Genomic DNA, 19,576 nt, shown 5'->3' on the forward strand with positions numbered 1-19,576 from the left:
TCAAGCGCGTTTCTTGGAGGACTGGTCGGAACCGCTTGTGAGGCCGGACGCTTTCAAGGTCGCCCTGAAGCTCTGCAGCTGAGATTGAATGAGGTTTGCCGGTACGGCCGGGGAGCAATAATAACCCTGAAGACCGTCGCAGTGATGGGTCACTGTCAGCGCGAACTCTCCTGCAGTCTCGGCACCTTCCGCTATCACACGCAAGCCCAGGCTGCGTCCAAGCCGAACGATCGCCTCAAACAGCTGTTCGCGTTGCGGGTGCGTATTCGCCCCGGAAATGAAGGCTCGGTCGATCTTCAGTTCCTGGAATGGCAGCCGGTGCAGATAATTCAGGGAAGAGTAACCCGAGCCGAAATCGTCCAGGGAAAGCTGGACACCAATCTGCTGAAGTTCTGAAAGGATGTTCAGAACCAGCTGTTCCCTGGTGTCGACAAAGACGTTTTCCGTCACTTCAAGACACAGATAGCTTGCAGGCAGGCCATAGTCGTTCAGGGTCTGGCGAACCGTGTCGGCAAAATTGGACTGGCGGAATTGAAGCGGTGATACGTTGATGGAAACCTGGCCGAACTCGAAACCGGCCTGCAGCCACTCTGCGGCCTGCTTGCACGCCGATTCCAGAACGTATTGGCCAAGGTCCAGGACAAGGCCGGTCTTTTCCGCAATCGGAATGAACTCTCCCGGCGGGATGAGGCCACGTTTTTCGTGTGGCCAACGGAGCAGGGCTTCCAGGCCAATGAGACGGCCGTCGGCAGGGCAAACCTGGGGCTGATAATGCAAGACAAGCTGGCGGGTCTGAAGTGCGGCCCGCAGCAGCGTCTCCGTGAGCATTTCACTCTGGACGCGGTCGTTCAGGGGCGGAGAGAAGAATTCGTATCGTGCGCCTGCGTTCCGCTTTGCTGCCCGCAAGGCAAGTCCTGCCATACGGTGAGCCGTTTCCGCGTCCTCTGCATCTTGCGGCAAAAGGGCTATGCCGATGCTTGGTTCTACACGGATTTCGCCTTCTTCCAGCTGGAAGGGGACGGACAGCATGTCGATTGCCTGCACCGCGTAGTCTTCTGCAATCGCGCCCTTGCTGTCAAAGGGCAGGAGAATGCAGAAATCGTCTGCCGAAATTCGAGCAATCTGCGCGCTCGGGCCGAAGATATTTGCAAGACGTGCGTAGGCCTGTAACAGGACCCGGTTACCTGCCTGCTGGCCGAAAGTGTCGTTCACCTTGGCAAAGCCATTGAAATCCAGATGGATCAGTGAGGCCGAATACGTGCCGGACCTTGCCCGTTGCAAGGCTTCGCTCAGGTCCGAGAAGTATCTGGCACGGTTGCCTGCGGTTGTTACGGGGTCCGTATAGGCAAGCTTGTGAAGTTTGTCCTGCAGGTCGGTGACCCTCTCCAGACCATGTGCCAGATCACCGATCTCGTCCCGCCGGTCTGTGAAGGGAATGCGTTTTGGTTGGGTGCCGGTGGCCAGTTCATCCGCTGTCTTTGCCAGGCGGCGCAGTGGCCGCAATTCGAAACGCAGGAACAATCCACCCACGAGGATGACAGCAAACAGGATGACAATGGCTGCAGAGGCCATGCGTGTCTTCAGTCGGTTTTCTGCCAATGTCAGGTCGTCTGCCCAGCCGACATCAACTGCGATTGCACCGACAAGCTTACCGCTATCAGTGACAATCGGCGTCATATAGGCGAGGCGGAACCTGCCCTGAACCGGAACATTGCCCGCATATGGCTGGCCTGCAGAAAGACTGGCAAATGCGGGGTGTCCTTCACTGATGGAAAAAGCCGGCGGGGGCTCACCCTTGGGGTGGCTGACGGTGGTGGCGAAGCGGTCGAAGGATCTGGTCTCGCTCGACCAGCTGAACAAATTCGCCGCGCCCTGATTGGTCTTGCCTATGGTTTCGATCAAGCCGTCCAGCTTTTCGCTCGGCTGGAGCAATTCTTTGGCAGAAGCTTCGGAAACGCGAATGACGATCGGCTCACCACTATCAGCGAAAACCGGATTGAAGCTTTCATTCGTGCCGTAATGCAGCATTGAAGCAGCGGCACGTGCGGCCCGGTCCAGCCTGATGGTGGCATTTTCCTGAGTGCTTCTGGACAAATCGAGATAGGCAAGCCCTGAGACCAGCCCGATGCTGCAAAGCACCATCACCACCAGGGTGAGGCTGATCCTGAATACAAGCGAATGTAGTCCGAGCCGTTCTATTGCACCAAATCCTTGTCAATTTCACGTATAGGAAGCTGGATTGGCAATTAGCACGTAAAAGTAATTCTTATTCGCTACGAAATCCTGAACAGGGCTAAAAAAATTGGCAGTTTCCCGCGCTGTTCCTGCGTAACGTGCCCGTGCACAGACGCCAATCAACTTCGCCAGGCGGTTCCAAAATGGAAGGACAAGCTCTATTGGCGGTGTGAGACATGCCTTTTGTTGGCCGAGACCCGGATGGTCATCCCCGTCATCTTCCGGGGAACGCGCGCCAAAGCCATTGGAAAATCGGCAGAAAGGCGTTAGGACGAGTGGTTGGTGCGGCAATTCGCGGATCGGCCGACCGACACAGCGTTTTTCGGGAAGACTGATACTTGATTTCTCTCAGACCAGTTTTGAATGTTCTCGGATTTCTGTATGTCGGCCTGGCAACTGCCATGCTCATTCCCGCTATCGTGGACGTTGCCCAGAAAAATGCCGATTGGCAGGCCTTTGTCTTTTCCGCGCTTCTGACCGGCATGATCGGCATGCTGTTGTCTCTTGCCGTCGGCGGTTCGCTGCGCGAGGGGCTGGATACGCGGCAGACCTTCGTTCTCACGACGCTTGCGTGGACGACGTTGCCGGCCTTCGGCGCGCTGCCGTTCTTGTGGCTTGGCATCGGCTACGCGGATGCGGTGTTCGAGGCGGTTTCCGGTTTCACCACCACGGGGTCCACCGTTCTGACCGGTATCGACAGTCTGCCGCCGGGCCTTCTGGTCTGGCGGTCGCTGATGCAGTGGATGGGCGGCGTCGGTATCATCGTTATGGCCATCGTGCTGCTGCCGTTCCTGAGGATCGGCGGTATGCAGCTTTTCCAGAGCGAGAACTCCGACCGGTCCGAGAAGATTGTCAGCCGGTCGGTTGAACTGATCCGGTTGATCGGCCTTGCCTACCTGTTCCTGACATTCCTGTGCATCGTCGCCTATCTGGTTACGGGGATTGAGCTGTTCGATGCCTTCAATCACGCCCTGACCACGATCGCGACGGGCGGTTTTTCCACCCATGATCAATCCTTCGGCTATTTCACCAATCCGGCCTCGGGTTGGGTTGCGATTGTTTTCATGATCATCGGTGCCTTGCCGTTCGTGCTGATCGTCCAGGCCTTGCGCGGTCATCCGCTGCAGCTCTGGCGCGATCCGCAGGTGAGGGCGTTGCTGGGGTTTCTGGCTGTCGTGGCTTTGACGCTGACTGTCTATCTCGGCCTCAACATGCACTTTCCCTTCGATGAAGCGCTGTTGAGGGCCACCTTCAACGTGGTTTCCATCGTTACTGGAACCGGATATGCGCTGGGCGACTATTCGCAATGGGGTGCGCCGGTTGTCGGGATCGCGTTGTTGCTGATGTTCGTTGGCGGGTGTACCGGTTCAACGACCGGCGGCATCAAGATTTTCCGCTTCCTGGTCTTCTTCGGTACCGTCCGCGCGCATCTGCGCCGCATGGTGCGTCCGCACCGGATCATGTCGGAAGAATATGGCGGAACGAGACTGACACCTGAACTGTCCTTCTCGGTTCTGGCCTTCCTTGTTGTCTACATGGGGTCGGTGGGCATCATCACCGTTGCCTTGTCCTTCTTCGACCTGGATCTGGTTACCGCCATCTCCGCCGCGGCAACATCCGTGGGCAACGTCGGTCCGGGCCTGGGGCCGGTCATCGGCCCGGCAGGTCATTTTGCTCCGCTGCCGGATGGCGCCAAGTGGCTGTTGTCCTTTGCCATGCTGGTCGGCCGCCTTGAGCTGTTCACAATCCTGGTTCTTCTTGATCCGGATTTCTGGTCAAAGTGACCTTTAAGCTCACCTGAACGAACGGGGCCGTCCGGCCCTGATCTGCACGAGAGAGATCTGCCATGAAGTTTTCCGCGCCCCTTGTCAGTGGCCGTCTGGTCAAGCGCTACAAGCGTTTCCTTGCCGATGTTCTTCTGGACGACAATGGCGGTGCGATCACGGCCCATTGCGCCAACCCGGGCTCGATGCTCGGCTTGAAGGAGCCGGGATCTCGTGTCTGGCTGTCGGCTTCGGACAACCCGAAACGCAAGCTCAAGTATTCCTGGGAAGTGATCGAGGCCGACGGGGCTCTGGTCGGCATCAACACGGCACACCCCAACAAGCTGGTGGAAGAAGCGCTGGAGGCAGGGCGTATTGCCGGACTTACAGGCTACCAGACGCTGCGCCGTGAAGTGAAATACGGCAAGAACTCACGTATCGACATTCTGCTGGAAGGTGCAGACGGCGCGAAGACCTATGTGGAAGTGAAGAACGTCCACCTGATGCGTGAAGCAGGACTTGCTGAATTTCCGGACAGTGTCACTGCCCGCGGCGCCAAGCATCTTGTGGAACTGGGCGACATGGTGGCCGAGGGGCACCGCGCGGCAATGGTGTTTCTGGTCCAGCGGCCCGATTGCAGCCGGATGAGCCTTGCGGACGACATCGACCCTGCCTATGCAGCCGCCTTTGCCGAGGCCAGACGAGCCGGAGTGGAAGCCTTTGCAATCGGCTGCGATGTCCGGCTGGACGGCATTGATGCAGTCAAGCCGGTCGAAATCATCGCCTGAGCCAAGCCAAGCCAAGCCAAGCCAAACCAAGCCAAGTCAAGTCAAGCCAAAGTGTGCGGCAGCTGTTACGCCTGCCGCACGACAATCGGCGTGCCGTTTGGCACACGGTTATAAAGATCGATAATGTCCTGTTGGAGCAGGCGCACGCAGCCGGACGACACGGCCTTGCCAATGGACAAGGTTTCCGACGTGCCGTGCAGGCGGTAGAGCGTGTCGCGATTGCCTTCAAAAATATAAAGTGCTCGCGCACCCAGCGGGTTGTCGAGACCCGGCGGCATGCCGTTCCTGTATTTCTCCAGTTCTGGCTGACGGTCGATCATTTCAGCCGGCGGCGTCCACTTGGGCCAGGCCGCCTTGCGTGCGATGCGTGCACGGCCACCCCAGGCGAATCCTTCCCGGCCGATCCCGACGCCATACCGCATTGCCTGGCCGCCCTCCATGGTCAGGTAGAGAAACCGGTTGGGCGTATCGACGATGATCGTGCCCGCAGGTTCGGGAGCGGCATAGGTGACCAGTTGGCGGTAGTAGACCGGATCGATCTTCGTCAGATCCACGGCCGGTATAGGGTAGGGCTCTTCCGGCATTGCCCGGTACATCTGAAGGTACTCGGGCGAGATGCGCACAGCTCTTCCCAGACCATCGGCTGGGTAACCAGGTCCTGCAAGTTGTCCGGTTCTTTGGCTGGATGCGCAGCCGGTCACAAGAGCGGCGGCAGCGGAGGCGAGGAACAAACGTCTGTTGAGCATTCCGTTATCCGAAATAGGCTTTCGTAGCGTGTAACGACCATGTTTTCGGAAAGGAAACGCATGACAGGCGACAAAGTTCTGATTTGCCGAATTTTTGTTTCGGCGAGCCGAGAGATCTGGCCGGAATGACTTGACGGCAGACGCAAAAAGACCGGCCAAACGCCATGTCTGACCGGTCGATTGTCGATTTACAAACAGGGTTCCAGCCGAAACGTGGCAGGACCTTCAAAAGTTCGCGAAGTCTGGATCAGCCCGCGGTTTCTTTCGAAAGCGGCGGCTGGAACTGCCAGCCCATGTCCCAGGGGAAATAGATCCAGGTGTCCTGCGATACTTCGGTGATGAAGGTATCGACCATGGGCACGCCGACCGGCTTTGCGTAAACAGTCGCGTAGTGTGCCTTCGGCAGCATTTCACGAACCACTTTCAGGGTCTTGCCGGTGTCGACCAGATCGTCGATCACCAGAACACCGCTGCCTTCACCGTCTTCCAGGTCGATGACCTTCGGATCGATCGGCTTGATGACCTTGAGCGAGCCTTGACTGTCGTAGTCGTGATAGGACGCAATGCAGACGGTTTCGATGGTGCGGATGCCAAGCTCACGCGCAACGATCCCGGCCGGTACCAGTCCGCCACGGGTGATGCAGACGATCGCCTTCCACTCGCCTTCGCTGGAAAGGCGCCAGGCTAGTGCGCGGGAATCTCTGTGAAACATGTCCCAGGAAACGGGGAATGCTTTGTCTTGGGCTGGGTTTTCCATTTCTAGTCCTTCAGATTATCCCGACAGGTCGGCGACAGCTTCCGCGACATCCCTGACCGCGGCCATCAGTATCGCCTCGTCCCGCGAGCGGATCACGATTTGTGTGGTGAACTTGCCGTCCGTCGCTCTCGGATAAGAGCCAATCAAGGTTTGCGGATGCGCGTCCTGAATGGCAGCGAGGCGCTCGGCGATGCGGCTTTCAGGCATGTCTGCGGCAACGGTTTCCGACAGCATCTTCTTGCCAGTCTTCAGCGAGGGCGCAAGCGCGTCCATCATCGCCTGCATGATCGACGGAACGCCTGCCATCACGTGGACGTTCTCGATCCGGAAGCCCGGTGCCTTCGAAACCTTGTTTTCGATGAGGTCCGCGCCTTCGGGGATTCGTGCCATCCGCTGGCGAGCCGGAGTGAATTGTCCCGGCGGGTAGTGGGGTTCCATGATTGCGACAGCGCGCGGATCAAGGTTCAGCGCAACACCAAAGGCGTCGGCGATGCTTTCGGCCGTGATGTCGTCGTGTGTCGGGCCAATGCCGCCGGACGTAAACACGTAGTCGTAGCGCGCCCGCAGCGCATTGACGGCACCGATGATTTCCGGCTTTTCGTCCGGAACAATGCGCACTTCCTTGAGGTCAATGCCAAGCGCGGTCAGGTAGTCGGCGAGGAAGCCGATGTTCTTGTCCTTCGTGCGGCCGGACAGGATCTCATCCCCGATGACCAGAAACGCAGCGGTTACAACGTCATCTGCCCTCTGACCGGTCATCTTCACACTCCCTGACACATGGATGGGGATTGGCTTTATCCCAGCTTGACGCCGGGCTCAAGCGAAAGCGGGCCTATTGCCCGGGAGTCCAGCCATAAATATCGTCAAACCTGGCAGCCAGACTGGTTGGCTTCGACAGGCGCAAAACGGTGTCGCGGGCGAAGGCCATCGCGCCACCATAGTGGAATGTGCGGGCATTTCTGAAAGAAATACCCTGAATGTGCTGTACCCGTTGTTTGCGTTGCCGCTCAAACGCCCTGAAGGCAGCGGGGATGTTTTCGACATCCTGTGGCATATGCTCAGCCAGGATTGCCGCGTCCTCGATGGACATTGCCGCTCCCTGCGCCATGAACGGCAGCATCGCATGGGCAGCATCACCGATCAGCGCAATATTGCCATGGGTCCAGGGGCCTCCAGCGTCCACGCTGCACAGGGCCCATTTCAACCAGGTGTCAGGGATCGTCAGGAGATTGCGAACTTCCGTTGGCCAATCCCGGAAAATCTTCAGAAGGGTTTCCTTGTTGGCCTTTGCAGACCAGGTCTCGTCCTCCCAGGCCTCTTCGACCAGCCCGACGATGTTCAGTTCCCGACCGCCACGAACCGGGTAATGCACCAGATGGGCGCTCTTGTGGAACCAGAGGCCGGCATCGCGGCGCCAGCGCTCGGGCACAGCATCGATCGGAACCGTGGCCCTGTAGGCGACCTGGCCACTGTAATGAGCGTCTTCATGTCCGGGAATGAGCCGCCTGGTCCTGGACCAGACCCCATCAGCGCCAATGAGAGCCCTGCAATGAAGATTTCCCGAGATCTCATCGTCCTGGAACACGCAGGTCAGGTGCTCGTAGGGCGAGGATTCCAGATCGATAACTTCGCTTGAAAGGCGGAGGGAGATACCGTCACTGGTCTGGACCTTCTCCAGAAGCACGCGCTGGAGATCTGCCCGGTGGATTTCCCAGAAAGGATAGCCGTGTCGCTCCTTCAGGAAAGTGCCCATCGTCACCCTGGCGAGCTCTTCGCCGGATTTTGCCGAGCAGATTTTCACGAAATCCGGGGCGTAGGCATGTGGGGTGAGGTCTTCCAGCAAGCCAAGCTGATCGAGTACCGAGCAGGCGTTGGGAGAGAGCTGAAGGCCGGCGCCAACTTCCGAAAGTTGCCGAGCCCTGTCCATGAGGACAATTTCGTGCCCTTGAGCATGCAGGCAAAGGGCGGCCGTTAGACCGCCAATCCCTGCGCCGGCAATAATGATCGGAAGACCGGTCTCACCATTCGTGCTCATGGACAGACCAATAAGTTACGCCGCTACAGGCGTCCAGGTGCAGTCTGAAGGCGAGGATTCGGTTGCCTGCAGTGTCTTGTCGAACTTGTAGAGCGTCGAGCAATAGGGGCAGACCACTTCGTTCTCACTACCCATGTCGAGGAAGACATGGGGATGATCAAACGGAGGATTTGCGCCGATGCACATGAATTCCCGTGCGCCGATCGCCACCGAATCGTGTCCGCTGGAGTTCTGGAAATGCGGGACGACATGATCCGCCATGTTGAAATTCCTCTGTCTCTAAAGGGTTGGACCCCGATAGCAAATTTTCCGGACCATATCCATTTGTAAAATATATGGGTAGACCCGGAATGTGCGATCCACAACCGGAGCAAGGCTCCACCTGGAGCCGGAAATGGGCTTTACCTTCGCTGCCTAAACCCCTTACTCTACCGTGAAATTATGTTTTCCGTTTACGTAAGGGTTAATGTCTTAGATGCCTCAGTTCGAGTTCGATGGTGTTAGGATCGCCTATGAGGATAAAGGTGAGGGGGACCCGATCCTGCTGATCCACGGGTTCGCGTCCAACAAGCAGGTGAACTGGCAGTATCCCGGTTGGGTCGATTTGCTGGTCGGCGACGGCAGGCGCGTGATTACCATCGACAATCGCGGCCACGGCGACAGTCAGAAGTTCTACGACCCGGCAGCTTATGGTGCACCGGTGATGGCGGAAGATGCCAAACGCCTGCTCGACCATCTTGATATCGAGCGTGCCGATGTCATGGGCTACTCGATGGGCGCAAGAATCTCGGCATTCCTGACCCTCAACCACCCGGGCAGGGTGCGCCGCGCGATCTTCAGCGGTCTGGGCTACGGCATGATTTCCGGCATCGGAGATCCGGAGCCGATTGCGACAGCCCTTGAGACCGACCGCATCCAGGACATTTCCGATCGCACCGGACGTGCCTTCAGGGCCTTTGCGGAGCAGACAGGGTCCGATCGCCGGGCGCTGGCGGCCTGTATGCGCTCCTCGCGGCAGAAAATCAGCGAGGAAGACGTCGCGCGCATCGAACGCCCGGTGTTGATTGCCGTCGGAACGAAGGACGATATCGCCGGGTCACCGCACAAGCTGGCGGCCTTGATTCCGCATGCGGAAGTTCTGGAGATCCCTGGCCGAGATCACATGGTTGCGGTGGGCGACAAGGTGCACAAGCAGGGCGTTCTGGCGTTCCTGAACAACATTGAAGCGTAAGGCCTGACGCCACCGGAGGCGCAAGCCGCGCTGTGGTGTGCTGATCGGGTATCGAGGGAGGTTGCATGGGTCCGAAGCGTGTTGAATTCCAGGGCGCGGAAAAGAACGGTCTGGTGGCAGATCGCTACGGGGTAGGGGACTTGCCTGTGATCATGCTCCACGGCGGCGGCCAGACCCGGCATTCCTGGGACGGTGCTGCACGCAGGATCGCGGATCTCGGGCACCCGGTCTATTCACTGGATCAGCGCGGACATGGCGAAAGCGACTGGGTTGCCTCAGGAAACTATGCATTCGACGATTTCGCCAGGGATCTCGTGGCTGTCACCAGTCAGGTTGAGGCCTTGCACAAGGCGAACCCGGTTGTCGTTGGTGCGTCGCTTGGCGGCATTGCCGGTATGCTGGCGGAGGGACAGGAAAACAGGGGCGGTCTTTCCGCGCTGGTTCTGGTGGACATCACGCCGCGGATTGACATGGGTGGTGTCGCCAAGATCCTGGGCTTCATGGGAGACAGGGTCGATGACGGCTTTGCCGATGTGGAGGAGGCCGCTGATGCGATCGCCCGCTATCTGCCCAACCGCTCGCGGCCCAAGGACCTGTCCGGTCTTTCAAAGAACCTTCGCCTCCATGCAGATGGCCGCTACCGCTGGCACTGGGACCCGGCTTTCCTGAAATCAAAGCATCATCAGGACGAAGACAGGGCGGTGGAGTCGCAAGAGCGCATGCTGGCTGCGGCGGGCAATCTTTCCGTGCCTGTTCTCCTGATCCGGGGGCAGAACTCCGAATTGGTGTCCATGGACCATGTTCGCGAGTTCCAGGCGCTGGTGCCTCACTCGAAATTCACCGATATCCGCGACGCCGGACACATGGTTGCCGGTGATCGCAATGACGTTTTTGCCGGAGCGGTTGAGGACTTCCTGATCGCACTCAAAACCGATGCCGCGATGGCATGAGATAGAATTGCCGACAAGTCGTCGCGACGCGTTCGGATATTCGCTGTGAAGTGAAAACGGGAGTCGTTTCAACTTTCTGGCCGAAGTGGTTCAGATGTTGATTCAGCTTCGGGCTTGGATTGCGATCCTGTCAGACGCCAGTGAACACCGGCGATCTCTTTTCCAGAAAGGCCCTGCAGCCTTCGCGGTAGTCGGCACTGTCGATACAGACCTGCGCATTGGCAAGGTCAGCCGTTGCGTCCGTCTGACTGCCGGGCTGGGCGAGGCGATTGATGGCTTGCTTGGCTGCCTTCAGTGACAAGGGCGCATTGGCGCAGAGTGTCTCGCTTAGCGCATTGATGTGCTGGTTCAGATCCGTGTCGTCGACCACTTCATTGACAAGGCCCATGTCCAGCGCCTTTTCGGCCGTCAGGCGCTCGGCCGAAAACAGCAGTCTCTTGGCGTTGGAAGGTGAAACGGCCTCCAGCAGATCACCGAGCGCTTCGGGCGGATAGGCAAGACCGAGCCTAGCTGCAGGAATGGCGAAAAAGGCGGAACGGGCGGCGATGCGCAGATCGCAGGCGAGCGCAAGGCCCAGGCCGCCGCCAAGGCAGGGGCCTTCAATTGCCGCAATGACCGGGACGGGCAGCGCCTTAAGCGCCTTGAAGGCGGCAACATTTATGTCGTCGTATCTCTTGGCGGCTTCCGGCGTCGAGCGGATGGCTTCGAATTCCGATATGTCAGCGCCTGCGCAAAAGCTCTTGCCACCGGCACCACGCACGATGCAGACGCGCAGATCCGGATCCCGTGCGAGTTCTGCCAGAAGACCGGGAATTGCCTGCCATGCGGCAAGAGGCAGTGCGTTTTTTCTGTCGGGCGCATTCAACACAAGCTCTGCAATCTGACCGTTGCGGATCACCACCGGGTTGCCGGAAGGGGCTGATTGGGACGTTTGTGTTGGCATGATTTAACCTCAAATTGCGATTTCAGTTAGCAAGATGCTGAAAATCTTCAGGTATCGGGGTTCATTCGAAACGGTCATATCTGATATCAGGAAGTTTGATTTGGGAATATCAGACGACAGTCCTATTTTAAGGACCACTCGTGACGGCTTGAAAAGGAGACAGGCCATGTCGGCACCGATCAGCAAGACCGGTTTGAAAGAAGTTCCGACCCATGATCCGGTCTGGCATCAACTGAGGGATGAAGCACAAGCGATGGTCGCGGCAGAGCCGGCCCTGTCGTCCTTCGTCTACGAAACTGTTCTGAACCATGACAGCCTGGAAGAGGCCGTCGTTCATCGCCTTGGCGACCGGCTGGGCCGGGACATTGTTTCCGCATCATTGATCCGGCAAACCTATCTTGAAGCCCTGGCAGACGAGCCGGAGCTGGCAAAGATTTTCAGGGTCGACATCGTTGCCGTCTTCGACCGCGATCCGGCATGCTTCCGTTTCCTGGAGCCGGTCCTTTACTTCAAGGGCTTCCATGGCCTGCAGACGCACCGGCTGGCAAACTGGCTGTGGCGCCGTGGCCGGAAGGATTTTGCCCTTTATCTGCAAAGCCGCAGCTCGGAAGTTTTTCAGATCGACATCCATCCGGCAGTTCCTGTAGGGCGCGGTATCTTCATCGACCACGGTACCGGCATTGTGGTTGGCGGAACCGCGGTGATCGAGGACGATGTCTCGATCCTGCAGGGCGTCACCCTTGGCGGCACCGGCAAGGAAGATGGCGACCGCCATCCGAAGATCCGCCGCGGTGTCTTGCTGGGGGCGGGAGCCAAGGTGCTCGGCAACCTGGAAATCGGACATTGCTCGCGCATTGCCTCGGGGTCCGTGGTCCTTCAGGACGTGCCTGCAAACACGACGGTTGCCGGGGTTCCGGCCAAGATCGTCGGCAAGGCAGGGTGCGCAGAACCGGCCCGCAGCATGAATCAGCTGCTCGGTGAAGACGCCGGCCAGACGAATTGAAATTCCGGTTTCAGGAAGACGGGGAAAGCTTGCGGAAAGGCTTTGGCATTTCCGTTGGCTCCTGTAGGGTCCGCGCCAGATTGATGCTGAAGGCAAAGAACAGGAGAGCGCCGTGAAACCCGATGAAATCCGAAAGATCGAAGCCTATCTGCGTTCGAAGTTCGAGAACAAGACCATCAAGGTGCAGGCCCGCCCGCGCAAGGACGACTCTGCTGAAGTTTACATCGGCGATGAATTCATCGGTGTCATCTTCCGGGACGATGAGGATGAAGATCTGAGCTGGAACTTCCAGATGGCAATCCTTGAAATTGATCTGGACGAAGTCTGAGTTTCAGACTTTTCGATCGTAAAGTGAAAAGGCGGCTCCTCTGGTGAGCCGCCTTTTTCATTTCTCCGCCATTCGCTCAAGTCAGGTCATTGCATCCGGTAACCTTCGATGCTGGCAACGATGTCGCCGTCGAGACGGCGCCAGTCCGGCAGAAGCGATTGATCGAAGCTGTAGCGCAGCTCCAGACCCGAGGCGAACACGATGGCGCGGTGGCAACCGGCTTTTCCGGAAGTGCTGTCTTTGCGGCATCGTGCGATGAAGCCGTTTTGAACGGTTGGATCGTAGACGATGAGATCCGTCGCAGGCGCGCCACGCGCCGACAATTTCAGCACCTTCAGTCCAGAAGGCCCCTTCATCTCGCCGCCGCGTGCCAGACGCCTGTAGAACGGATCAAGCCTTGCCCGCAGGCTCTCCCGGCCGGGATTGCTCTCAAGGTCAACCTGGATCGTCGCAGGGGTGTCCCATCCCGTATCGCTGTTTTTCGTGGCGCTGGAAGACCAGTGCAGGTTCAGGCGAAGTGTTTCAAAGGCGGCTTCGGAACCAAGGGCCTGCCGTTTCTGCGAAGCCGTCGCGATCAGGTTCAGGGGAAGCTCAAAGCGGGTCGTGCCAACCGCAAAGCGGACGGGCTGGTCCTGTCTGATGCCTGCCTCCATCGGCCAGCCGGATGACCAGGAGTAGATCTTCCCGCCAACATGAGCCGTGCCCAATACACACATTGCCAACGCCAGCCAGGTGAAGTGGCGGGGATCGGTTCTGATCGGGCCTGGCAAGGAGACAGGTATCACGACTTCAGTCCCTTGATTGGCTGTGCACATATATGGGACAGGTTGTCCTGAAACGGCACAGGTGTCCCGCTTGGGGAAGGCGTTGACACTGCTCGAAGTGGCTCAATTGAGGGGATTTCGCTCATTTGCCGTTCCGGCACAGTCTTTGCTCTTGACCCTTTACGAATTCTTAATCACTTTCCGTGCGAAAGAGTTAACAAGGGGTTAACGGGCGTGCTGTTCAATCTTCTAATCGTTGGATATATCGCATGCGCCGGATTTGTTGCGTCCGGTGTGCTGGGCAGCCTTTATCAGCTAATCACGAAGCAGCCGCCGAAGTTCGCCTTTGACGGAGAGGGCATCCTGTCGTTTATCGCCGGCGTTTTTGTCTGCGTGTTCGCTGGACCCTTCATCATCATGCGCAATGCCATTCGCGGACGCAGGATCGAAAAGCGGCCGTTGGGCTGGCTAGTCGCGTCTTCAACGATTGCCGGCATGTGGAGCATGTGTTCCGGTGTTATGGTGATCAACGTTGCCCTGATCATGATTGGTTACACCTGAGGTCTCATGCCGGTCTTTGCTCTTGATGGACGTACGCCCGTTTTTCCGGAAAACGGGGAATATTGGATCGCACCGAATGCGACGCTGATTGGCGATATCATTCTGCAGGAAGCTGCAAGCGTCTGGTTCAACGCGGTTCTGCGTGGCGACAACGAGCCGATCACCGTCGGCATGCGCTCCAATGTCCAGGACGGCTGCGTCTTTCATACGGACATGGGTTACCCGCTGACCATCGGCGCCAACTGCACGATCGGCCACAAGGCAATCCTGCATGGCTGTACGATCAAGGATAATTCGCTGGTTGGGATGGGCGCGACAATTCTGAACGGAGCTGTCATCGGCTCCAACTGTATCATTGGTGCCAATGCCCTTATTGCCGAAGGCAAGGAAATTCCGGACAATTCTCTTGTGGTGGGCGTGCCAGGAAAGGTCGTGAAAACGTTGCCGTTGGAAGCGGCGAACGGGATTGCGAACTCGGCCGACGGATATGTGCGCAACTGGCGCCGCTTCAAGGCCGGCCTGCGGGAACTCTGACCGGCTTTGATCTTGACCCCTTCGACCTGATCCCGAATGAGCTGGGCCTGAAAAGGCGGGAACCGGCCTGCGGGGGGCGGGCCGGTTCCCTGGATCCGGTCGTGGTAGGGATGGGGAGGGTGGGGACGCGACCGGATCGTCCTAGAGGCCGGCTGAAGCCGGACCAATCCCAATCCTAGTTGGACACGCTACTGACAGTCGTCACGCGCGTGTCTGCAATACCTGTCCACTGCACGGGCGAGCTGGCGGACTGACGCTTGATGTAACGGTAGGGTGTCGAATACCAGGGCAGCACCGCCTCGATCTGGTTGTCGAGGATCATGTCGCCATGGTCCGTACGTACCGTCAGAACGGCATGACCCGAGTTCTGGGTATCTTTTGCAACAGTGATCAGAAGGGCGCTTTTCGGCCAGCCGGCTTCGATCAGGACCCGCTGCTTTTCAAGAACGTATTCTTCGCAGTCACCATATCCGTTTACCGGATAGGTCCAGTATTCTTCCTGGCCGAACAGGTCCTGGTCGGTCATAGGATGAATCCGGCGATTGACTTCCTTGTTGATTGCAATGAGTTCGTTCCAGCGGGCTTCGTCCAGCTTCACGACAACCGGCTTGTATGTTTCCTTCGGACAAGCCGAGACGTTGTCACGGCAGAACTGGTCATAGCCGACGGGTGCCTTGACAACCATTTGCATGTCCATGAAGCGACCGGGTTCTGCCTGTGCAACCGATCCCATGACGGTGCAAGACAGCAACATTGCAGATGCGAGTAGAGTTCTGTGAAGTAATTTCATCGTAACGCCCTCCCCAAGGCTGACGCAACGATGACTCAATGATTTTTACTTGGAGAAAATCTCCAAAGTAAAACTGTATTTGTATTTTACGAGTGTTTGAGTTTCTTTTTATCGTTATTTGAATTTACTTTAATTCAAGTTCGAAGAAAATTTTCGTAAAATTTGATGCATCCTCCAGAAGTCATTGAATTAGCGAGAAATTGGTGTTTTTTGAGTGGTGCGAAATCGGTTTTCAATCGCCTGGTTTTCGGTCTGGAGCGGGCCTTGTGCCCGTCCTCAAGGGTGAGAAAAGGGCATGAAAGTTTTTTGATTTTTTTGGATCTGGTCACCAGAAAAGAAACGCGACTACCCGGAAAATTGCGCAGAAACGAAAAGACCCGGCAAAAAGCCGGGCCTGTCTGAATGGTTCTAAGCACTTGCGATTGATGAGAAAGCTAAAGTCAGCTTTCCTCTGGTGCCGATATGTGATGTTCCAGCAATTCGCGGCTTTGAACGGCAGCAAATTCGACGGCTATGCCACCTTCGATGCGGCGAATGACACGTGCATGCATCTTGCCGAGCGTGATGGCGTCGCCCATCTCCGGCACGATGTCCGTGGCGATGGCCGCGCCGGACAGGGATACGTCTATGATGCGGCAGACATGTTCCGAACCGTCCGGCAGGATCATCTTCGTCATCGGGTTTTTGGGCACGAAGCGGTCGTGACGGCGGTCTTCGGGAAGATTGAGTTCGTCCCGGTTCGCAAGCCACGTCAAAACATTGGCGATCTTGTCGCGTTTGCGGACCGTATTGCGCAGTTCAACCGCAAAGCCACCATCGATCAGGCGGGAAATCCTGCCTTCGACGCGGCTCAGGTGGTCAAGATAGGCAATCACGCGTTCGCCGACCCTGCCGGTGACCGGTGTAATCATGGCCATGCCGCCAGGCGACATGTCGATAACCTGACAAGGATATTCGCGCCGATCTTCAAGCATGAAGCGGCCCAGTATATTGACCTGGACCCGTTGATGGCGCCGGCGGTCAGTGACTTGAAGCGATCTGCTTCCTTCGGTTGCTGTTGCCACTCCGGCGCTCATGCCTGTTCTATCCAAAACGGTGCGCAAATCGCATTGTCCCCGGCTGAGATGCGATTCAAAAGACGTCTTTCAAAGCACTTTAGGTAGCTGGGGTTAACGATGTGTAAGAGTGTAGCTCAGAAGGCGCACAGGTCCAGACTTGTGATCGATAAAAATGCGGGTACGGCCGTGATGTTCGGAATTCGAGCGTTCTCTGGCGAGAAAGCACAATAACGCGAGAGTAAAAATCCGGAAGGAAGGACTTCTTTTCAGCTGAATATAGGCTGCAAAACAGCCGGTACCGGACATGAATTCGGGCCAGCTGATTCTCGGCCGGCCCGATTTCGCAGGTGAACAGGGATGTTACCAGACTTGCTATGTTGTGCGGATCAGGTTTTACCGCCGGAATAGACGGTCAGATGTCCGACCTTGCGCTCCGCACCGCTCGGCAGGGGCGGTGTCGGCATGGCGATGCCCTCGGCGGTGAAGCGCGGCAGGATCGGGTTGAGCGTGGAAGCAGGGGCATCCACGAAATAGGGGCGCTCGTCCGGCCAGACCAGGCGCAGGCTGCTGATCGACTGGCTCAAAATGGGATGCAGGCCGATCCAATAGGGTTTTTCCATCGGGGTACAGCTTCCCAGGACACGGATCCTGCCTTCACCTGGAACATTCAGCGGTACCAGCAGCATTTCCATCTGCAGGATCTGTCCGCGTTCCGTATGGCCGTTGATGCCGATCACGGCCGCGGCTGCATCTTCGGTGATGGCGGCGATCAGGCTTTCCAGGGCTTCACGGTCTTTCACGCTCCAGCCGCGCAGGAAGTTGCGGCCCTTGAGTTCCCGGCAATGTGCAGAACACAGACGTGTGCCGGCGAGGCGGTAGCGCACATCCCTGGAACCATTGGTTTCCAGAATGAAGGTGTCACCAAGAAGGCCGCGGATCTCACCCGGATCGACTTCGCTGCGGTTCGGTGCAGGACGGGCGCCGCGAAGATTGTCCCAGTAGTTGTAAAGAGTTTGCGTTACGCCGTGTTTCATCTGGTTCGCCTCTTTGCCATTCTTGCGCCCGGTGTTTCGTCTCAAGACAGTTCTTGTTTCAAAACGGGACGAAAATGCTTCCCTGTTGGTTTTTGACCTTTACAAAGCAGGGCGCGTGCCAAGTGCTTGTTGGCGCGAAAGCTTGAGAGGCGGTCAGAAATTAAGGTTAATTTTCGGTAAAGCTTGTATTGGGGGCGGTTGCCTGTCAGCTTAACACTCAGTTCATATAGACAGCGGGTGGGAGGAACCTGTTGTTGCAGGTCAGGCCGCGGGCCGATAGGTACAGCCGCCAAGAGCTGCCTCGGTAAAACAAGCGCCGGCCGGAGTGAACAACTGTCCTGAACGGGCGTCGTGGGGACGCGACCGGTTTTGGGGGGCATCGCAAAGCGCTGGTCACCTTTAGGTGGCCGGCGCTTTGTATTTTCAGGCTTTTTGGGGATTGTGACCGGAGAAGTCGAATTCACTATTTCCCGGTTTCGCTTGTTCTGGCGGTCGAACCACTCTTGTTTTGTCTTCGATCTGGCTTAGAAGAAAGACAGGAAAGGCAGAGGGTCCATGAACGTTTACCGCATTGATGAAGAACGCGCCCGGCGCGAAAAAGCCCAGAAGGAACAACCTCCCCAGCGGCCGTCCGGTCCGCCCGTGTTCAATCTGCCCGGGATCATCGTCTGGCTTGGCGGTATCCTGATTGCGATCCACGTTCTGCGTGTGATGATCCTTCCGGCGAACCTGGACAATCTGATCATCGAACTTTTTGCATTCTGGCCGGTAAAATATGCCTATCTCGGCAGTCTGCCGCCTTTTGATCTTCTCTCCAGCCTCTGGGCCTTCGTCACTTACAGCCTGCTGCATGGTGGCGCCATGCACATCATCTTCAACCTGCTCTGGATGGCGATTTTCGGCAGTGCGGTTGCCAGGCGGTTTGGCGTAGGTCGATTTCTGCTGTTTTCGGCGGCCTGTTCCGTTGGCGGGGCGCTGGCTCATCTTGCCACCCACTGGGGGGAAGGGGCGCCGATGATCGGCGCATCCGCCGCCATTTCCGGCCAGATGGCTGCGGCCATTCGTTTCGTTTTCGAGCGTGGTGGCCCGCTGGGAGCGATCCGCAGCAACGATCCGACGGCCTATTTCGTGCCGGCGCAGCCGTTTGCGGAATGCCTTCGCAATCAACAGGTTCTGGTTTTTGTTGCGGTATGGTTCGGGCTCAACCTGTTCTTCGGCCTGATGAGCGGTCCCGTTGCGGGACAGCCGGCAAGTGTTGCCTGGCAAGCTCATATTGGTGGATTTGTCGCCGGACTTGCCCTGTTCCCGCTGTTCGACCCCGTGCCGCAGCGGCGTAATTCCTGACGCGAAGCGAAAGTGGCTTCAAGACGCAAGGTCAACAGTTTGCGCGATCTGATTTTTTTGCCATGATACCTGACGACTGGAGGTCGTCCTGTCGGATTCGAATGGACGTCCGGCCCCAGTCGGTGCGAAAGTGGTCGAGCAGCTGGAACATCTCCTTCCGGAGACCGGCTGGCAGACTACATTAAGGTCGATCAACTATTGACGTTTGATCGCTTCCGATTGAGCGTCGGTTGATCTGGTCCGGTAAAACGGACCGATTGATGCCATGGGAGGTGATTGAATGACCGTAGCCGCTATCCTGAGTGGGAAAGGCCACGATATTATCACAGCGCGCAGCGACGCGTTGCTCAGCGAAATTTGTGAAACCCTGGCAAAACACAAGATCGGTGCCGTGGTCGTTTCCGACAAGGAGGGTGCCGTTGACGGCATTGTGTCAGAGCGGGACATCGTTCGCGTGGTCGGTACGCAGGGCGTGTCGGCGCTGAAAACACCGGTTTCCGGTGTCATGACCAAAAACGTGGTTACCTGCTCCGAAGAGAACAACATCAATGAAGTCATGGCTCGCATGACACAGGGCAGGTTCCGCCATATGCCGGTCGTGAAGGACGGAAAGCTGACCGGTGTGATCTCCATCGGCGACGTCGTGAAGTTCAAGATTGCGCAGGTTGAACTCGAAGCCGAGCAGATGCGCAGCTACATTACGATGGCCTGA

21 protein-coding genes are annotated in these 19,576 nt (G+C 57.5%); 10 read left to right on the plus strand and 11 right to left on the minus strand.

Annotation, left to right across the window (positions count from 1 at the left end; translation table 11 throughout):
• The gene (locus ACP90_RS12100) at positions 1–2,142 is read right to left on the minus strand and encodes an EAL domain-containing protein (RefSeq protein WP_062488488.1); all 2,142 of its coding nucleotides are present in this window, start codon (positions 2,140–2,142) and stop codon (positions 1–3) included.
• Positions 2,143–2,594: 452 nt separating this feature from the next.
• On the opposite strand from ACP90_RS12100, the gene ACP90_RS12105 reads away from it, so the two are divergent.
• Together ACP90_RS12105 and sfsA are read left to right on the plus strand one after the other, a co-directional pair.
• Positions 2,595–4,019 (plus strand): TrkH family potassium uptake protein, encoded by a 1,425-nt coding sequence (locus tag ACP90_RS12105; RefSeq protein ID WP_023001064.1) that lies wholly within the window; start codon positions 2,595–2,597, stop codon positions 4,017–4,019.
• 62 nt (positions 4,020–4,081) lie between these two features.
• On the plus strand, positions 4,082–4,786 hold the full coding sequence (gene sfsA, locus ACP90_RS12110; RefSeq protein ID WP_062488489.1) for a DNA/RNA nuclease SfsA: 705 nt from the start codon (positions 4,082–4,084) through the stop codon (positions 4,784–4,786).
• A gap of 65 nt (positions 4,787–4,851) precedes the next feature.
• Here sfsA and ACP90_RS12115 read toward each other — a convergent pair whose 3' ends face one another.
• The 5 genes from ACP90_RS12115 to ACP90_RS12135 form a co-directional block, all read right to left on the minus strand.
• Positions 4,852–5,532, minus strand: a complete 681-nt coding sequence (locus ACP90_RS12115; protein ID WP_062488490.1) for a L,D-transpeptidase — start codon at positions 5,530–5,532, stop codon at positions 4,852–4,854.
• Positions 5,533–5,779: 247 nt separating this feature from the next.
• Positions 5,780–6,289 (minus strand): xanthine phosphoribosyltransferase, encoded by a 510-nt coding sequence (gpt, locus tag ACP90_RS12120; protein ID WP_023001067.1) that lies wholly within the window; start codon positions 6,287–6,289, stop codon positions 5,780–5,782.
• Positions 6,290–6,304: 15 nt separating this feature from the next.
• Positions 6,305–7,048 (minus strand): molybdopterin-binding protein, encoded by a 744-nt coding sequence (locus ACP90_RS12125; RefSeq protein WP_023001068.1) that lies wholly within the window; start codon positions 7,046–7,048, stop codon positions 6,305–6,307.
• 73 nt (positions 7,049–7,121) lie between these two features.
• The gene (locus ACP90_RS12130) at positions 7,122–8,324 is read right to left on the minus strand and encodes an FAD-dependent monooxygenase (RefSeq protein WP_062488491.1); all 1,203 of its coding nucleotides are present in this window, start codon (positions 8,322–8,324) and stop codon (positions 7,122–7,124) included.
• A 15-nt stretch (positions 8,325–8,339) separates the two neighbouring features.
• On the minus strand, positions 8,340–8,585 hold the full coding sequence (locus ACP90_RS12135; protein ID WP_023001070.1) for a zinc-finger domain-containing protein: 246 nt from the start codon (positions 8,583–8,585) through the stop codon (positions 8,340–8,342).
• Positions 8,586–8,799: 214 nt separating this feature from the next.
• On the opposite strand from ACP90_RS12135, the gene ACP90_RS12140 reads away from it, so the two are divergent.
• Together ACP90_RS12140 and ACP90_RS12145 are read left to right on the plus strand one after the other, a co-directional pair.
• Positions 8,800–9,555 carry an alpha/beta hydrolase gene (locus tag ACP90_RS12140; protein ID WP_055654839.1) on the plus strand — a complete coding sequence of 252 codons (756 nt, stop codon included), beginning with the start codon at positions 8,800–8,802 and terminating at the stop codon, positions 9,553–9,555.
• Positions 9,556–9,620: 65 nt separating this feature from the next.
• Positions 9,621–10,505 (plus strand): alpha/beta hydrolase, encoded by an 885-nt coding sequence (locus ACP90_RS12145; protein WP_062488492.1) that lies wholly within the window; start codon positions 9,621–9,623, stop codon positions 10,503–10,505.
• A gap of 130 nt (positions 10,506–10,635) precedes the next feature.
• Here the strand turns inward: ACP90_RS12145 and ACP90_RS12150 are convergent, their stop codons facing one another.
• Positions 10,636–11,448 carry an enoyl-CoA hydratase gene (locus ACP90_RS12150; protein ID WP_062488493.1) on the minus strand — a complete coding sequence of 271 codons (813 nt, stop codon included), beginning with the start codon at positions 11,446–11,448 and terminating at the stop codon, positions 10,636–10,638.
• Positions 11,449–11,614: 166 nt separating this feature from the next.
• Here ACP90_RS12150 and cysE point away from each other — a divergent pair, with 166 nt between their 5' ends.
• Entirely contained in the window at positions 11,615–12,451 is an 837-nt protein-coding gene (cysE, locus tag ACP90_RS12155; RefSeq protein ID WP_023001074.1) for a serine O-acetyltransferase, read from the plus strand.
• Positions 12,452–12,563: 112 nt separating this feature from the next.
• Positions 12,564–12,779 (plus strand): DUF3126 family protein, encoded by a 216-nt coding sequence (locus tag ACP90_RS12160; RefSeq protein WP_006940479.1) that lies wholly within the window; start codon positions 12,564–12,566, stop codon positions 12,777–12,779.
• 86 nt (positions 12,780–12,865) lie between these two features.
• Here the strand turns inward: ACP90_RS12160 and ACP90_RS12165 are convergent, their stop codons facing one another.
• Positions 12,866–13,564 (minus strand): hypothetical protein, encoded by a 699-nt coding sequence (locus ACP90_RS12165; protein ID WP_145915760.1) that lies wholly within the window; start codon positions 13,562–13,564, stop codon positions 12,866–12,868.
• A 213-nt stretch (positions 13,565–13,777) separates the two neighbouring features.
• Here ACP90_RS12165 and ACP90_RS12170 point away from each other — a divergent pair, with 213 nt between their 5' ends.
• Positions 13,778–14,104 carry a hypothetical protein gene (locus ACP90_RS12170; RefSeq protein WP_023001076.1) on the plus strand — a complete coding sequence of 109 codons (327 nt, stop codon included), beginning with the start codon at positions 13,778–13,780 and terminating at the stop codon, positions 14,102–14,104.
• A 6-nt stretch (positions 14,105–14,110) separates the two neighbouring features.
• A complete protein-coding gene (locus tag ACP90_RS12175) occupies positions 14,111–14,638 on the plus strand; it encodes a gamma carbonic anhydrase family protein (RefSeq protein ID WP_023001077.1) in 528 nt (175 codons plus the stop codon).
• Between the two features lie 175 nt (positions 14,639–14,813).
• On the opposite strand, the gene ACP90_RS12180 is transcribed toward ACP90_RS12175, so the two are convergent.
• The 3 genes from ACP90_RS12180 to ACP90_RS12190 all read right to left on the minus strand — a co-directional run bounded on the left by ACP90_RS12180 (position 14,814) and on the right by ACP90_RS12190 (position 17,520).
• On the minus strand, positions 14,814–15,323 hold the full coding sequence (locus ACP90_RS12180) for a transglutaminase-like cysteine peptidase (protein WP_208993515.1): 510 nt from the start codon (positions 15,321–15,323) through the stop codon (positions 14,814–14,816).
• A gap of 545 nt (positions 15,324–15,868) precedes the next feature.
• On the minus strand, positions 15,869–16,504 hold the full coding sequence (locus ACP90_RS12185) for a PilZ domain-containing protein (RefSeq protein ID WP_055654833.1): 636 nt from the start codon (positions 16,502–16,504) through the stop codon (positions 15,869–15,871).
• A gap of 368 nt (positions 16,505–16,872) precedes the next feature.
• Positions 16,873–17,520 (minus strand): PAS domain-containing protein, encoded by a 648-nt coding sequence (locus tag ACP90_RS12190; RefSeq protein WP_062491561.1) that lies wholly within the window; start codon positions 17,518–17,520, stop codon positions 16,873–16,875.
• Positions 17,521–18,075: 555 nt separating this feature from the next.
• Here ACP90_RS12190 and ACP90_RS12195 point away from each other — a divergent pair.
• Positions 18,076–18,864 carry a rhomboid family intramembrane serine protease gene (locus tag ACP90_RS12195; RefSeq protein ID WP_062488494.1) on the plus strand — a complete coding sequence of 263 codons (789 nt, stop codon included), beginning with the start codon at positions 18,076–18,078 and terminating at the stop codon, positions 18,862–18,864.
• Between the two features lie 280 nt (positions 18,865–19,144).
• The gene (locus tag ACP90_RS12200) at positions 19,145–19,576 is read left to right on the plus strand and encodes a CBS domain-containing protein (RefSeq protein WP_023001082.1); all 432 of its coding nucleotides are present in this window, start codon (positions 19,145–19,147) and stop codon (positions 19,574–19,576) included.

Origin of the sequence: Labrenzia sp. CP4 (assembly GCF_001579905.1) — a bacterium.
Taxonomy (GTDB): Bacteria; Pseudomonadota; Alphaproteobacteria; order Rhizobiales; family Stappiaceae; genus Roseibium; species Roseibium algicola.